Here is a 13,866-nt window from a genome sequence, read left to right on the forward strand (position 1 = left end):
GAGGAGAGCCGGGCGGGCCGCCAGCGACGTCTGCCGACCTGGCGCCGCGCGATCAGTCGCCGGAGGGCGAGATCCGGAACTCGCGCACCTGGGGCAGCCCGTCGAGCGCCCGGGCGAGTCGCCCGAAGTTCCGCTCGTCGTGAGTGCTGATCGTCATCTGGTACTCGAAGGACCGGCCCTCGTTCGCCAGCGCGTAGGAGAGGCCGGCCAGCGCGAACCCGTTCTCCGCGAGCAAAGCGCGCACGGCGTCCTCCCCCATCGCGTCGCCGCGATCGAAGCGGATCCGGTGGTGCGCGAACTTGTGGGCCGGCGCCCGCGCCTCGATCCAGCGGAAGAGGCTGAGCACGCCGAGCGTGAGGAGCGTCGCGTAGAGCGCCGGCACGTACTGGCCGGTCCCGGTGAGCACGCCGATGGCCGAGGTGATCCAGATGGACGCCGCCGTGGTGAGGCCGCGGACGGTGAGCCCCTCCTTGAAGATCACGCCCGCGCCGAGGAAGCCGATGCCGGTCATGATCCCTTGCGCCATGCGGGTGGGATCGACCCGAACCGTCTCGGGCGCGCCGGGGAACCACTCCGCCTGGTAGACGGTGACGAGCATGAGGAGGCTCGCCGCGAGGCACACGAGCGCGTGGGTGCGGAACCCGGCCGGCCGGCCGTGGTAGCTGCGCTCCATGCCGATGGCGCCGCCCGCCACGAGCGCCGCGAGCAGGTGGGCGAGGGCGTCGCCGTGAGGCGCGGGAGACGAGCACGTCGAGGGGCACGGCGGAGAGGACCTCGGAGAGCGCGGGCGCCATGGTCCCCTCATCATCCACCCCACGCGCCCGCGGCGTCGGCGCCGGACGGGGCGCGCGGTCAGGAGCGGAAGGCCGCCACGAGCGAGAGCGCGCCGAACAGGAAGAACAGCGACGCGGCCGCCCACCGCATCTTGCGCGACGAGACCTGGTCCGCCACCCGCTCGCCCAGGAACACCGCGAGGCCGTCCGCGGCCAGCATGCCGAGCGTGGTGCCGATCGTCACGCGGACTACAGACTCGTAGCGGGCCGCGAGCGCGACCGTCGCGAGCTGGGTCTTGTCGCCCATCTCCGCGAGGAAGAAGAGGACCGTGGTGGTGAGGAAGGCGCCGAACCGCTCCGGCCCGCTCGCCTCGTCGAGGGTGTCCGGCCGGAGCGTCCACACCCCGAAGGCGATGAAGGTCGCGGCCAGGATCCCCGCGAGCACGTGGGCGGGCACGTTGGCGGAGATCCACGCGCCGACCGAGGACGCGAGCGCGTGGTTCGCGACCGTCGCGACGAGGATGCCGGCCATCACCGGCCACGGCTTGCGGAATCGCGTGGCGAGCGAGAACGCGAGGAGCTGGGTCTTGTCGCCCATCTCGCTCACGGCGACGAGGAGGAAGGAGCTGAGGATGGCTTGCACGGCGGGCGGGCCCTCGAGCGGGGGCGAACCGATACCCGACGAGGGAAGCTCGGTCAACGAACACCGGTCCATCGGTGCGCGGGGCAACGCCGGACCGGTGGCGGCGCGGGGCAGAGGCGAGGTAAACCCTCGAACATCCGCCGTCTTCGGGCCTGGCCGGCAACTTGCTCAAGGCACTCCACGTGATGAACTCGACCGCGACCGTCCAGCGCCCGCCCGCCCGCCCCGCCGCTCCGCCCCGCTCGATGCTCCCGCACGAGCACGGCGCCTGGGGTCAGCTCGCGATGCCGCTCCTCACCGCGCTCGCGATCGGGCGGCCCGGCCTCGCGCCCGCCGCGCTCACGGCGGCGGTGGTCCTCGCGTTCATCGCGCACGAGCCGCTCCTGGTCCTGCTCGGCCAGCGCGGGCGGCGCGTCGCGGAGGAGGAGGGCGGGCGCGCGCGGCGCTGGCTCGCCGTCACGGGGGGCCTCGCCGCCGTCACCGGCGCGATCGGCATCGCGCTCGCGCCCGCGTCGGCCCGCGCCGCGCTCCTGCTCCCGGCGGTGCTCGCGCTCGTCGTGGCGCTCCTCGTCTGGAGGCGGCTCGAGAAGACGACGCTCGGCGAGATCGTCGTGGCCGCCGCGCTCTCCTCGGCCGGCTGGGCCGTCGCCCTCGCCGGCCACGCGCCCGCGGACGACGCGCTCGCCGCCGCGCTCGCCTGGATCCTCGCCTTCGCGGCGGCGACCCTCGGCGTGCGGGTCATCCTCGCCCGCGCCCGCTCGAAGGGCGCGGAGGATCCGGGGAGGCTCCACGCCGCGCTCGCCGCGGCGCTCGCCGGTGTGGCCGTGCTGCTCTCCGCCGCCGGGCTCCCCGCCGCGCTCGCCTGGGCGACCTTGCCGACCGCGCTCCTCTCGATCGTGATCAGCCTCGCGCGGTTCTCGCCGAAGCGGCTGCGCCCGCTCGGCTGGGCGATCGTCGGCTCCTCGGCGGTGACGCTCGTGATCCTCGTCGCGGGGCTCCGGTAGCGAGGGAGCTCACGGTCCTGCCCCGGCGCGACCGGGTTCCGGCGGTGCAATGATCCGACGCGTCAGAGCATCGGCTCGCGCGCGCCGCAGGTGATCGTGCCGAGCTCGAGCACGCCCGTGCCGCTGTCCGGGATCTCGAGCGGCAGCTCGCACAGCTCGCCCTTCCAGTAGATCCGCGCGGCGTGCGCGCCGGCCGGGACGTCCTCGAGCCAGAAGGCGCCGTCGGCGCCGACCGGCGAGCGGCGCGTGCCGCCGGCGACGTCCACCTCGAACGTCCCGTAGGCGGGCACGTCGGCGCGATCGCGCCGCGCGATCCGGAGCCACCCCTCGACGGCGCGCAGCCGGGTGACGTCGAAGCGCACCAGCGCCGCGCCGCGCGGCCGCGCCGCGACGAGCCGCTCCGTGAGGCCGACGCGGTAGCTCTGCGGCACGTCCGCGTCCTCGATCCCGAGGCGGTTGCCGTAGTACGGCAGGAGCCCCGGGACGAGCAGGTCGCCCCGCCCGTCGGTGCGCCCGACCGGGCGCCGGTCGAGGTAGGCGCGGACGCCGCCGACGCCCGGGACGCGCACGAGCGCGAAGCCCTGCTCGACGGGGCGGGTGGCGAAGAGCCGGCCACCGACGAGCACGAGCGCGCCCGAGGCGGACGCGGACCCGGCCTCGCTCCCGTCCACGCGGGCGTAGCCGAGCTCGTAGTGACCGAACTCGGGCTGCGCCTGCAGGAGGCCGCTCACCGCCCCGCCGGCGGCGGAGTCGGCGCGGAGCTGGTAGCCGACGCCCGGGCCGACCGGGACCGAGCGCGACAGGCCCGTGCTCGCGCTCGCGCCGGCGCGGCTCGAGCGGACGCCCGCGTCGAGGGTCCCCCCGCCCGGCGCGGAGAGGACGAGCTGCGCGAACACCGCGCCGGCCGCCTCCGCGGCGCGATCCCTCGTGACCGAGGCGGAGAGGAGGAGCCACGCGCCCGCGCGCACGCGCAGGGAGGTGCGCACATCCACGCGGTGGCTCGCCCCCGCGTCGCGCTGCTCCGCGCCGACGTACTGGAGCTGCAGGCTCGCTCCCCGGCCGAGCGGCGCCGTGGCGTACGCGCCGGCGCGCCACAGGGCGCGGTCGGCGGCGGCCGAGAGCGTCGAGTTCGCGTACCGGGTGGAGAGGAGCGAGGCGTCCGCGCCCAGCGCGAAGCGGCGCGCGACGTGGCGCCAGGCGAGGAACGCGGCGGCCCCGGGCGTGCCCTCGTCCGCGCTCGCGGCGCCCGCGAGCTCGAGCTCGCTCGAGCCGACGCCGAGCGCGGCGGAGGCGCCGCCCTGCTGCACGCGCGGGCCGAGCTCCAGCCGCGCGCCGCCGGTGAACGCGCGCGTGAAGCCGCGCCGCTCCCGCGCGACGAGGATGGGATCGCCGTAGGCGAAGCTCTCCGTGCCGAAGCGCTCGCGCACCGCGCCGACCCACAGGCCGGGCTCGTCGAGCCCGGGGGCGAGCAGGCCCTGCGCCTGGTAGTGCGCCGCCTCGATCGCCTGCGTGCGCCCGAAGGCGTCGCGCACCACGATCCGGACGTCGTTCGCCCCAGTGCTGACGGGCAGGTTCGAGAGGTCGTAGGTGCCCGGCGCGACCGTGAGCGTGCGCGCGAGCGCGCCGTTCACGTAGACGTCGATGGTGGAGGGCGTGGCGGCGAAGGCGGTGGCGCCGGGGAGCGGCGTCCGCGCGAGGTACGGATCGAGCGACAGCTCGCGCGCGAGGCCGACGCCGCCCACGAGCGGCGCGCCGGAGAGCGCGTCGGGGGGGATCGCCGCGTCGCCGGCGGTCAGGCGGAGGAGCCGCGCCGGGCGGTCGATCGTGAGGGTCGTGAGCCCGCGCACCGCGCCCGCCGCCCGGGTCGCCGAGACCGAGCCGGCGAGGAGCGCCGAACCGTGCGAGACGCCCGCCTCGAGGAACCCGGACACGTCCTCCTGGGTGGTGGCGCGCCCCGCGTAGTTGAGGAACGCGCTCGGGGCGTCCCCCGTCTCCAGCCCGGCGGGGCGGCTCGACGCGCGCAGGTCGAGCGCGCCGTGGCCGAGGAGCGATGGGGCGGCCTCGAGCCGGATCGCGAGCGCGCGCTCGTCGAGATCGAAGCGCACCCCGGGCGCGAGCGAGCGGAGCGACACGAGCGTGCGGCCGTCGAGCTCGCGGCGGGCGCCGCCGAAGCCGGCCAGGCCCGCGCGCACGAGGTCGGCGGGCGCGATCCAGATGTCCTGCGGCGCCACGAGGACGAGGGCGGTGTCGGCCGGCCCCCCGTTCACGAAGAGCTGGAGGAAGGCGGGGCGAAGGTCGCCCTCGGCGGCCGAGAGGTCGCGAGGTGCCGCCGCGGCGGGTGGCGAGGTGAGGTCGAGCTGCTCCGCGCTCGCGAGGGGGAGGGCCGCGGTCGGGGTCGCGGTCGAAGGCGGCGCCGGGTTCGGGGTCGGGGTCGGGGTCGGGGTCGCGGTCGGGGTCGGGGTGGACGTCGAGATCGGGGCCGCGGTCTTCGTCGAGGTCGGGGTCGATGTCGTGGCCAACGCCGCCGCGGCGGCCGCGGCGGCGACGAGCGCGAGCGCGCGGGCGAGCTTCTTACGGATCACGGCACGCGCCCGGAGCGCGCGCCTCGATCGCGCCGCGCGCCAGCGCGGCCGAGACGACGACGCTGGCGGCGCGCGCGCACGCCTCCGGCGGGACCGCGACCTCGTAGACGCGCTCGCCGCCCGCGAGCACGTACCAGGCCTCGAGCGATCTCTCGAGCACCCGCGCGCCGTCGGCCGCGACGAGCGCGAGCGTCACCGCGCTCGGCCGCAGGCGGACCGTCCCGGGGTTGCGCAGCGCGAAGCGGACGTGCGTGCCGTCGCGACCGAGGAACGCGAGCTCACCGCGCTCGACGCGTGCGGCCGGGACGAGGAAGACGGGCACGCCGACGCGGGTCAGCACCTTCACGCGCGCGGCGTCCTCCGCGGTCTCGGCCTGCGGCAGCTCCTCGATGAAGATGCGCCAGGTGCGCTCGGTCGCGGCCGGCGCAGCGTCGGTCCCGATGCGCAGTGAGCGCGCCTCTCCCGCCCCGAGCTCGAGGAGCGGCGGGAAGACGGCGAGCTCGCGCGTGGGGGACAGGTCCATCGCCCCGTCGGGCTTCTGCGCCCAGCGGAACGCGCGGATCTGGTAGCGCGCCGGGGCGCCGCCGCGGTTCCGCAGCGACATGAGCGCGGTGCGGGCGCCGCCGGACAGCTCCACGTTCACCGGCGTGACGTCGAGGTCGCCGGCGCGGGCGGCCCCGGCCGCGAGCGCGGCGAGGACGAGGAGGGCGCGGGCGGCACGGAGGAGCGGTCGCATGAGCACGTGAAGTGGCGGGGTGGGCGGCGCCGGAGTCTAATACGCGCAATTCGACGCCAGCAATGAAACGGCCGCGCTCACATGCTCGCACCGCAGCGCGTCGCGCGGCCCTCGCCGCGGCGGTGGTGGGCGCCGTCCTCTGCGCGCGGGACGCGGCCGCGGTCCAGCCCACCTGCAGCGTGAGCGTCGCGAGCGCCATCGCCTTCGGCGCCTACGATCCCTTCTCGACGGTGCCGCTCGACACGACCGGGACCATCACCCTGCAGCACTGCTCGCAGACGCCCGTCACGATCGCGATCGGGCCGGGACGGTCCGGGTCGTTCTCCTCGCGCGCGATGCGGGGGCCGGGCGGCGACCTGCTCCGGTACGACCTGTACCTCGACGCGGCCCGCTCGATCGTGTGGGGCGACGGAGCTCCCGGCACGTCCACGTGGGCGTCGGCCTCTCCGAGCGACCGGACGATCGCGGTGTACGCGCGGGCGTTCGCGGCCCAGGACGTGTCCGTCGGCGCGTACGACGACACGATCACCGTGACGATCAATTACTGAGCGCGCTATCGCGTGCGCTCCCGTGCCCGGTTCACCCACAGCGGCGTGCTCGGCGCACTTTTGCGCGTCACGGGATCGTGGCCTTCTGCGCCATCGCAAACGCAATATGCTGGCGATTGCCAGGCGCGCGTGCAGGATCCGCCGCCGACCACCCACGCAAGGACCCGCCCCATGAACCGCACCGCCCTCCGCCTCTCCGTCGCGCTCGCCGCCGCCCTCCTCTCCACGGCCGCGCGCGCCGCGACCGCCACGAACACCTTCGCCGTCACCGCCCAGGTGGCCGCGAAGTGCTCGGTCACGACGAGCGACATCGCCTTCGGGAGCTACGATCCCACCGCCGGGGTCGACCTCGACGCGCAGGGGTCGCTCACCGTCACCTGCACCAAGGGCACCTCCTTCACGGTCGGCCTCGACAACGGCACCTCGGGCATCTCGGGGACGCGCCAGATGTCCGGCGCGGGCGACGTGCTCGGCTACGAGCTCTACTCCGACTCGACCCGCACGGCCGTCTGGACGAACGCCGCCATGCCGGCGTCCCAGGGCGCGGCGGGCAAGGCCGGCAACCTGCTCTTCGTCTACGCGCGCATCCCCGCGGGCCAGTACCCCACCGCCGGGAGCTACAGCGACACGGTCACCGTGACCGTGAACTACTAGGCGCACTCACGCCGGCAGCGTCCGGCGCGGAGGGGGACACCCGGGACCTCGATGGTCCCGGGTTTTTCGTTTTCTGGGCGCGAGCTCGACGCGGGGCCCGGGACCGCCGTGCGCGGTCGATCGAACGGCGGCGGACGTCCGGAGATCGTCGAGCCAGAACGCCGCCAGTTCGCCGCCGCCCCGGCGGGGGCACTTCTCTACGGCAACTCCCCGATCTATTTGAGGGGCCCCCTCGCGTGGCGTCTTCCACGGCACGCGCGGCCTCGGCTCGCCGCGCATATCCACGAAGACACGATGGAGAACCTGCCTCCCTCGCCCGCGAACCACCCGGACGGCGACCGCTCCGAGCCGCCGGCGCGCGCGCCCGCGGAGCGCAACACCACGCGCGCGGAGCGCCCGCGAGCGGACGCCGAGCGGCCGGTCTCGATCGGCGAGGCCCAGCCGATCGACGTGCTCGCGGTCGACGACGACCCGCGCAACCTCGAGGTGACGCGCGCCCTCCTCTCCGGCTCGGGGGCGCGCATCGTCGAGGCCTCCACCGCCGAGGACGCGCTGCGCATCCTCCTCAGGCGCCAGGTCGCGCTCATCCTCCTCGACGTCAACCTGCCGGGGATGTCGGGGCTCGAGATGGCGAAGCTCGTGCGCGCGCGCGAGCGGACGCGTCACACGCCCATCATCTTCCTCACCGCGAGCTCCGACGTGCGGCTGCTCGAGCGCGGCTACTCGCTCGGCGCCGTCGACTTCCTCACCACCCCCGTGCCGGAGCAGGCGCTCCGCGCGAAGGTCGCGTTCTTCATCGAGGCGCACCGGAAGAACGAGGCCCTGCGCCGCAACGCGGAGCTCCTCCGCGCGGCGCAGGAGCGCGAGCTCGCGCGGAACGTGGCCGAGGCGCGGCGCCGCTGGGAGGAGGAGGCGCTCCGGCGCGAGATGGAGCGGGAGCGGCGGCTCGTGGAGACGCTCCACCGCGCGAACCAGCGGCTCAAGATCCTCTCCAGCGTCCGCAGCGATCTGCTCACGGCCGAGAGCGTGCGCGAGCGGCTCCCGGCCATCTGCGACCGCGTGGCCTCGCACCTCGGGCTCGAGCGCTGGGCGCTGCACGTCGCCGGCCCGGACGGGCGGCTGACGCTCGCCGCCGCGGGCGGTGGGGCGGCCGAGCCGGGGCTCCTGGCCGCGCTCGACTCGGCCGAGGCGATCCTGGGCGGGCTCGCCCCGTGGGTGTCGGCGCGCGGAGAGCCGCTGCCGCCGATCGCCGCCGTGCTCGGCGTCGCTTGCTGCGTGGCGCGGCCGTGCCTCGCGGGCGGAGAGGTGGTCGCCACGCTCGCCTTCGGCTCCGCCGAGCGGGATGCGTGCGACCCGGACGACCCCGCCACCCTCGAGCTCGTCGGCTACGCCGTGGGGATGGCGCTCGAGCGCGATCGCCTCATCGCCGAGCTGCAGGGCCGCAACGCGGAGCTGCGCGAGGCCGACCGCCGCAAGGACCAGTTCCTCGCGATGCTGGCGCACGAGCTCCGCAACCCGCTCGCGCCGGTGACGAACGCGGTGCGACTCCTCCAGGAGTACGGCGCCGACGCCCGCCTGCGGGAGCGCGCGCTCCAGGCGGCGGGGCGGCAGGTGCGGCACATGTCCCGCCTGGTCGACGACCTGCTCGACGTCTCGCGGGTCCGGAGCGGGAAGGTCCGCCTGCGCAAGGACACCGTCGACCTCGTCCAGGTGGTGCGGGAGGCGGTGCAGACGGTGGACGAGCTCGTCACGTCGCGGCGGCACGCCCTCGTGGTGAGCCTGCCCGAGGCGCGGCTCGGGGTGGACGGTGACGCGGTCCGCCTCGCGCAGGTGGTGGAGAACCTCGTCGCGAACGCCGCGAAGTACACCGATCCCGGCGGCCACCTGCGCGTCGCGCTCACGCGCGAGGGGGACCTCGCCGTCCTCTCGGTGCAGGACGACGGGATCGGCCTCGCGCCCGAGCTCGCCGGCGGCATCTTCGAGCCCTTCGTCCAGGCCGAGCAGGGAGTGGACCGCTCCCGCGGCGGCCTCGGCATCGGGCTCTCGCTCGTGAAGAGCCTGGTCGAGATGCACGGCGGCACGGTGCGGGTGGAGAGCCCCGGCCCCGGCCGCGGCTCGACGTTCACCGTGCGGCTCCCCGCGCTCCCTCCCGGCGCGGCGGTGCCCGCGCCGCCGGCGGCCTCGTCCGTGCCCCCCGCGGCCGAGGCCCGCGCGGTGACCCCGCGCGACATCCTCATCGTCGAGGACATCGCGGACATCCGCGAGACCCTCGGCGAGCTGCTGCGCCGCCGCGGCCACGCCGTGCGCGAGGCCGACGGCGGGCGCTCCGCCTTCGCCCTCGCCGCCGACGCGCCTCCGGAGATCGCGCTCGTCGACATCGGGCTCCCCGAGCTCGACGGGTTCGAGGTAGCGCGGCGCCTGCGCGAGCTCGTGCCGGCGGTCCGGCTGGTGGCGCTCACCGGCTACGGCGGCTCCGAGGACCGGCGCCGCGCGGCCGAGGCGGGCTTCCGCGCGCACCTCGTGAAGCCGGTGGACATCGACGACCTCGTCGCCCTCATCGACACGCTGGACTGAGCGTCATCTCCGGGACGTCGAGGGCTGGCGCCCGCAGCGCGCAGCTCGACGCCGGCCAGCTCCGCGCGTCCTGGTGGCCGCGACCCCTCCGGCCGGCCCGCGCGCCTGCGGCGAGCTCAGGGGACCGGCTCGCCGCGGACCTTGGCGCGGAGGTCCACCCACCAGTCGTTCACCGTCCCGTACACGTCGTCGGGCCCCTGGTCGGCGCGGCTCGAGGTGTCGAGATGGCAGACGAACTCGAGGGCGCTGACCCCGTCACCCACGGCGTACGCGACGAGCGAGCCCGACTGCACGCGGATGTCCTCGATCCCCTCGACCTTCTGGTAGCGGAACCCGATCTGCTCGGGCGCCTCCAGCGTGCCGAGGAGCGGGCCGCCGCGGTACACGATCGTCCACCGCCCCTTGTAGATGGCCGGGCCCGCCGCGTAGCGGATCGAGAACGAGATGGGGTAGTCGGGCTCCACGTCCGCCGTCGCGTACCAGCTGTCCGTGCCGTGGATGCGGCTCACGCGCGGGTCGCGCAGCGCCTCGAGCACCTGCGGCACGGACGCGTGCAGGTAGGCCGCGCCGTGCGCGAAGGCGAGCCGGCCCTCGCGCCAGCCGGACACGATCTGGATGGCCTCGGGGTGCGGGTCGCCTCCGTCCGGCGGCGGAAAGGCGGCGGTGGAAGGCTCGATCGGCTGGTAGCCGGCCGCCGGGTCGAACGGCGTCTTCACGTTGTCGGGGCACCCCGTGAGCGCAGCCGCCGCGAGCGCCGCGAGCGCATGAGGGACGCGCATGATCGGCCTCCGGGTGAACGCATAGCGCCGCCGCGGAGCGGCGCCGCTCCCGCACGGCAGCGCGACCCGAGCGGGAGACCTCGAAACGGCACGTTGACGCAAGGTCCGTGCGGTGGTGCGCTCCTCGACGGTGGAAGATTCGCACGCGGTCGCCATCCCGAGGTCGCCATGAAGAAGCTCCTCGCACTCTCCGTCGCGCTCGTCCTCACGGCCTGCGGCGACGGCGGCAACGACAAGAAGGGCCCGGCGCTGACCGGGAAGCTGTTCGGCCAGACGTTCGACCCGGCGGAGGTCGTGTTCGCGGGCCCGCAGCAGTCGGCGAGCTGTACGTTCCCCGGGGTGCCGATCACCTACGGCATCGGCGACGCGCTGATCGCGTTCTCGCCGCAGGCGGGCGCATGCGCCCTCGCGGACCCGTGCCACGGCCGCAAGGACTTCACGTTCGTCGCGGGGCTGCTGGCGCACGCCCAGGTCCCGGCGACGGCGCAGGCCCCGGCGCTCGACGCGGGCTCGTACGCGGTCTACGCGACGCTCGACGAGGCCGTGCCGGCGATCGCCGCGAACGTGTCCGGTCCCATCCGCGCCGCGCTGCTCCCCGCGCAGAAGACGGACGCGCAGTGCGTCCCGGGCACGCCGCCGAGCGCCACGGGCACGATCCGGATCGACTCCGTCGGCGCGACGGAGCTCGTGGGCGAGATCGACGTCACGTTCTCGGACCAGCAGGGGGGCTTTTTGCGCGGGCCGTTCACGGCCAAGGCGTGCCCCGGCGTCACGTTCGACGCCTGCTTCAGCGACACCGGCCTGACGTGCTCCGGGACCCCGACCTGCCAGTGATCGCGTCGCGCCGCGGGGCGGCCGCCATCGGGCGCCTCGCGGTCGTCCTCTCGCTCGTGCTGGCCGCGGGGGCGCCCGCGGGCTCCCTCGCCGGCGAGGACGAGGGCGTGTACCTCGGCCCGCGCTTCCGCTGGGCCGAGATGCCCGTCCTGCAGCGGGTCCTCCACGACGTCGTCGCGATCCCCGCGAACGCGCCGCGCTGGAGCGCGGGCGACTTCGGGCAGCTCGCCCTCTGGTCGGGCGCGGTCGGCGCGCTGATGTTCCCGCTCCACGACCCGGCCGACGCGCGGCTCGATCGCTGGATTCACCGGGAGCTCGACTCGCGCCTGCCCACCGTCTGGACGGAGTGGATGCAGCCGACCCTCTGGGCAGGGATCGCGGCCGGCGGGCTCGGGACCTGGGGGTGGGCGGTAGCGCACGGCGACCAGCGGGTCGCGCAGGGCTGCTCGCTCATGGGCGAGGCGCTCGCGGTCTCGCAGGTCTACCACCTCACCCTCAAGTTCGCGCTCGGGCGCGACGGCCCCTGGGACGGCGACCAGAGCGGCGACATCAAGGGCCCCGCGAACGCGCTGCGCGTCTACCCTGCGGGCACGCCGTCGGGCCACGCCGCGACGCTCTTCAGCCTCGCCACCGCGGGCCTTTCGTACTTCCGGCCGCCGGTCTGGGTGCAGGTGCTCGGGTACGGCGCCACGACCACGCTGGTCGCGTTCCACGTCATCGACCACCGCCACTTCCTGTCGGACTCGCTGTGGGGCTCGGCGATGGGCTTCTACGTGGGGAGGTGGGTGGTCCGGCACCGCGCCTCGCCGCTCGACGCCGACGGGCGCGCGATCCGCGCTCCGCGAGCCTCGGTCGTGCCGCTCGCCGTCCCCGGCGGTGCGGGGCTCGCGCTCGTCGTCCGCGACTGACCGGAGCCCCTCCCGCCCCCCGGTGGGGGCCGCGACGTCATGCCGTTGATCCGCGCCGGGGCCGATGCTTTCTCTCCCGCATGCGCTCGTTCACGCGGTTCGCCTGGGCGGTCCTCACCTACAACCTGCTCGTCGTCGCCTGGGGTGCCTTCGTGCGCGCGACCGGGTCGGGCGCGGGCTGCGGCAAGCACTGGCCGATGTGCAACGGCCAGGTGGTGCCGCGCGCCCCGGCGGTCGAGACCGTCATCGAGTTCACCCACCGCGCGATGAGCGGCCTGGCGCTGCTCCTCGTCGTGGCGCTCGTCGTCGCGGCCGTCCGTGCGTTCCCCGCGGGCCATCCGACCCGCAAGGCGGCGTGGGCGTCGCTCGGCCTCATGATCCTCGAGGCGCTCGTCGGCGCGGGGCTCGTCCTCTTCGGCTGGGTGGCGAAGGACACCTCCTTCGCGCGCGGCTGGGTGATGGGCGTGCACCTCACGAACACGTTCCTCCTGCTCGGCGCGCTGGCGCTCACCGCGGACTGGAGCGCGCAGCCCGGCGGGATGCGCTTCGCGGGGCGCGGGGCGCTCGCGGGCGGCCTGTGGCTCGGGTTCGCGTCGGTGCTCATCGCCGGCGTGACCGGGGCGGTGGCCGCCCTCGGGGACACGCTCTTCCCGGCCACGAGCTTCGCGGAGGGCCTGCGCCAGGAGCTCTCCACCGAGGCGCACGTGCTGCTGCGCCTGCGCGTCCTTCACCCGTTCGCGGCGATCGCCACTGCCGCGGTGCTGCTCCTCGTGGCGCGGCTCGCCCTCCGGCTCCGCCCCGACGCGCGCGTCCGCCGGGCCGCGCTGGGCCTCATCGCGCTCGTGGGCGCCGAGCTCCTCGCGGGCGTCGTGAACCTCGTGCTCGCCGCGCCGGTCCCGCTGCAGCTCCTGCACCTCCTGCTCGCCGACCTCGTCTGGGTCGCGCTCGTCCTCCTCGCGGCGGCCAGCCTCGCCCCGGGGCGGGTGGAGGTCCCGAGCGAGACGCCTGCCGCCCTGCCCGCCGGGCTGCGCGGCTAGCCGCTGCCAGGCTCCCCGTTACGTCCTCGTAGGCGACCGGGTACAATGCCGCGCCTCGTGCGTGCGGCCGGGGGGCTGCGCTCGTCCCGAGCGCTGGCTCGGTCGCACGGAGAACCAGGAGAAATTGAAATGCACGTTCGGACCACTCGGGTCGTCGCGCTTGCGACGCTCGTCACCCTCATCGCCTGCGGCACCGCCGGCAAGCGCACGGCCATCGGCGGCGGCGCGGGCGCCCTCCTTGGCGCGGGCGTCGGCGCGCTGGCGGGCGGCAAGAAGGGCGCGCTCATCGGCGCGGGCGTCGGCGCGTTGGCCGGCGGCTCGGTCGGGCTCTACCTCGACAAGCAGCACAAGGAGCTCGAGAAGGTCGCCGAGGCGAAGCGCACCGAGAACGGGATCCTCGTGAACATGAAGAACGACATCCTGTTCGACACGAACAGCGCCGACCTCAAGGCCGAGGCGGTCACGCAGCTCACGCAGGTGGGCGACATCCTCGCGAAGTACGCGGACGACCGCATCCAGATCGAGGGCCACACCGACTCGTCCGGCTCCGACTCGCTCAACGAGACGCTCTCCCGCAAGCGCGCGGACTCCGTCCGCACCGTGCTCGTGTCGCGGGGCGTCCGCGAGGAGCAGATCTCGGTCGCTGGATACGGCGAGTCGAAGCCGATCGCCGACAACGCCACGAAGGAAGGCCGGGCGAAGAACCGCCGGGTCGAGGTGCACATCGACGTGCCGAATCCCAGTTAGAGCGGGGGACTGCGTCCCCCGCCCCGTCGACGGCTGACCGCCGTCGA

The 13,866-nt window shown here is 75.3% G+C and carries 13 protein-coding genes; 8 read left to right on the top strand and 5 right to left on the bottom strand.

Annotated elements, in window-relative coordinates; all coding sequences use genetic code 11:
- Positions 1 to 52: 52 nt before the first annotated feature.
- Together MLV88_RS13390 and MLV88_RS13395 are read right to left on the bottom strand one after the other, a co-directional pair.
- Positions 53 to 694, bottom strand: a complete 642-nt coding sequence (locus tag MLV88_RS13390; protein WP_243337679.1) for an MgtC/SapB family protein — start codon at positions 692 to 694, stop codon at positions 53 to 55.
- 158 nt (positions 695 to 852) lie between these two features.
- Positions 853 to 1,416 carry a TMEM165/GDT1 family protein gene (locus MLV88_RS13395; RefSeq protein ID WP_242334782.1) on the bottom strand — a complete coding sequence of 188 codons (564 nt, stop codon included), beginning with the start codon at positions 1,414 to 1,416 and terminating at the stop codon, positions 853 to 855.
- A 185-nt stretch (positions 1,417 to 1,601) separates the two neighbouring features.
- Between MLV88_RS13395 and MLV88_RS13400 the strand changes: the two genes are divergently transcribed.
- Positions 1,602 to 2,420 carry a YwiC-like family protein gene (locus MLV88_RS13400; protein WP_242334779.1) on the top strand — a complete coding sequence of 273 codons (819 nt, stop codon included), beginning with the start codon at positions 1,602 to 1,604 and terminating at the stop codon, positions 2,418 to 2,420.
- 62 nt (positions 2,421 to 2,482) lie between these two features.
- On the opposite strand, the gene MLV88_RS13405 is transcribed toward MLV88_RS13400, so the two are convergent.
- A complete protein-coding gene (locus MLV88_RS13405) occupies positions 2,483 to 5,002 on the bottom strand; it encodes a fimbria/pilus outer membrane usher protein (RefSeq protein ID WP_242334776.1) in 2,520 nt (839 codons plus the stop codon).
- Positions 4,992 to 5,738 carry a fimbrial biogenesis chaperone gene (locus MLV88_RS13410; protein ID WP_242334773.1) on the bottom strand — a complete coding sequence of 249 codons (747 nt, stop codon included), beginning with the start codon at positions 5,736 to 5,738 and terminating at the stop codon, positions 4,992 to 4,994. Before MLV88_RS13410 ends, MLV88_RS13405 begins: the two co-directional genes overlap by 11 nt.
- A gap of 125 nt (positions 5,739 to 5,863) precedes the next feature.
- Between MLV88_RS13410 and MLV88_RS13415 the strand changes: the two genes are divergently transcribed.
- The 3 genes from MLV88_RS13415 to MLV88_RS13425 all read left to right on the top strand — a co-directional run bounded on the left by MLV88_RS13415 (position 5,864) and on the right by MLV88_RS13425 (position 9,514).
- A complete protein-coding gene (locus MLV88_RS13415; protein WP_242353007.1) occupies positions 5,864 to 6,286 on the top strand; it encodes a Csu type fimbrial protein in 423 nt (140 codons plus the stop codon).
- A 171-nt stretch (positions 6,287 to 6,457) separates the two neighbouring features.
- The gene (locus MLV88_RS13420) at positions 6,458 to 6,940 is read left to right on the top strand and encodes a Csu type fimbrial protein (protein WP_242334767.1); all 483 of its coding nucleotides are present in this window, start codon (positions 6,458 to 6,460) and stop codon (positions 6,938 to 6,940) included.
- A gap of 294 nt (positions 6,941 to 7,234) precedes the next feature.
- Complete coding sequence (locus MLV88_RS13425) at positions 7,235 to 9,514, top strand: response regulator (RefSeq protein ID WP_242360540.1); 2,280 nt, start codon at positions 7,235 to 7,237, stop codon at positions 9,512 to 9,514.
- Between the two features lie 116 nt (positions 9,515 to 9,630).
- Here MLV88_RS13425 and MLV88_RS13430 read toward each other — a convergent pair whose 3' ends face one another.
- Entirely contained in the window at positions 9,631 to 10,293 is a 663-nt protein-coding gene (locus MLV88_RS13430) for a hypothetical protein (RefSeq protein WP_242334761.1), read from the bottom strand.
- Positions 10,294 to 10,461: 168 nt separating this feature from the next.
- Between MLV88_RS13430 and MLV88_RS13435 the strand changes: the two genes are divergently transcribed.
- The 4 genes from MLV88_RS13435 to MLV88_RS13450 all read left to right on the top strand — a co-directional run bounded on the left by MLV88_RS13435 (position 10,462) and on the right by MLV88_RS13450 (position 13,819).
- Positions 10,462 to 11,127 (top strand): hypothetical protein, encoded by a 666-nt coding sequence (locus tag MLV88_RS13435; protein WP_242353009.1) that lies wholly within the window; start codon positions 10,462 to 10,464, stop codon positions 11,125 to 11,127.
- Complete coding sequence (locus MLV88_RS13440) at positions 11,100 to 12,035, top strand: phosphatase PAP2 family protein (RefSeq protein WP_242353011.1); 936 nt, start codon at positions 11,100 to 11,102, stop codon at positions 12,033 to 12,035. The genes MLV88_RS13435 and MLV88_RS13440 overlap by 28 nt, the downstream gene beginning before the upstream one ends.
- Before the next feature lie 80 nt (positions 12,036 to 12,115).
- The gene (locus MLV88_RS13445; protein WP_242334752.1) at positions 12,116 to 13,072 is read left to right on the top strand and encodes a COX15/CtaA family protein; all 957 of its coding nucleotides are present in this window, start codon (positions 12,116 to 12,118) and stop codon (positions 13,070 to 13,072) included.
- 129 nt (positions 13,073 to 13,201) lie between these two features.
- The gene (locus tag MLV88_RS13450; protein WP_242334749.1) at positions 13,202 to 13,819 is read left to right on the top strand and encodes an OmpA family protein; all 618 of its coding nucleotides are present in this window, start codon (positions 13,202 to 13,204) and stop codon (positions 13,817 to 13,819) included.
- Positions 13,820 to 13,866 lie beyond the last annotated feature (47 nt).

Origin of the sequence: Anaeromyxobacter soli (assembly GCF_022808855.1) — a bacterium.
Classification (GTDB): domain Bacteria; phylum Myxococcota; class Myxococcia; order Myxococcales; family Anaeromyxobacteraceae; genus Anaeromyxobacter; species Anaeromyxobacter soli.

Excerpts from the sequence above, each read along its gene's own strand:
- MLV88_RS13410 (WP_242334773.1), bottom strand. The coding sequence starts at position 5,738 with ATGCGACCGCTCCTCCGTGCCGCCCGCGCCCTCCTCGTCCTCGCCGCG.
- MLV88_RS13420 (WP_242334767.1), top strand. The coding sequence starts at position 6,458 with ATGAACCGCACCGCCCTCCGCCTCTCCGTCGCGCTCGCCGCCGCCCTC.
- MLV88_RS13400 (WP_242334779.1), top strand. The coding sequence starts at position 1,602 with ATGAACTCGACCGCGACCGTCCAGCGCCCGCCCGCCCGCCCCGCCGCT.
- MLV88_RS13450 (WP_242334749.1), top strand. The coding sequence starts at position 13,202 with ATGCACGTTCGGACCACTCGGGTCGTCGCGCTTGCGACGCTCGTCACC.
- MLV88_RS13425 (WP_242360540.1), top strand. The coding sequence starts at position 7,235 with ATGGAGAACCTGCCTCCCTCGCCCGCGAACCACCCGGACGGCGACCGC.
- MLV88_RS13445 (WP_242334752.1), top strand. The coding sequence starts at position 12,116 with ATGCGCTCGTTCACGCGGTTCGCCTGGGCGGTCCTCACCTACAACCTG.
- MLV88_RS13435 (WP_242353009.1), top strand. The coding sequence starts at position 10,462 with ATGAAGAAGCTCCTCGCACTCTCCGTCGCGCTCGTCCTCACGGCCTGC.
- MLV88_RS13430 (WP_242334761.1), bottom strand. The coding sequence starts at position 10,293 with ATGCGCGTCCCTCATGCGCTCGCGGCGCTCGCGGCGGCTGCGCTCACG.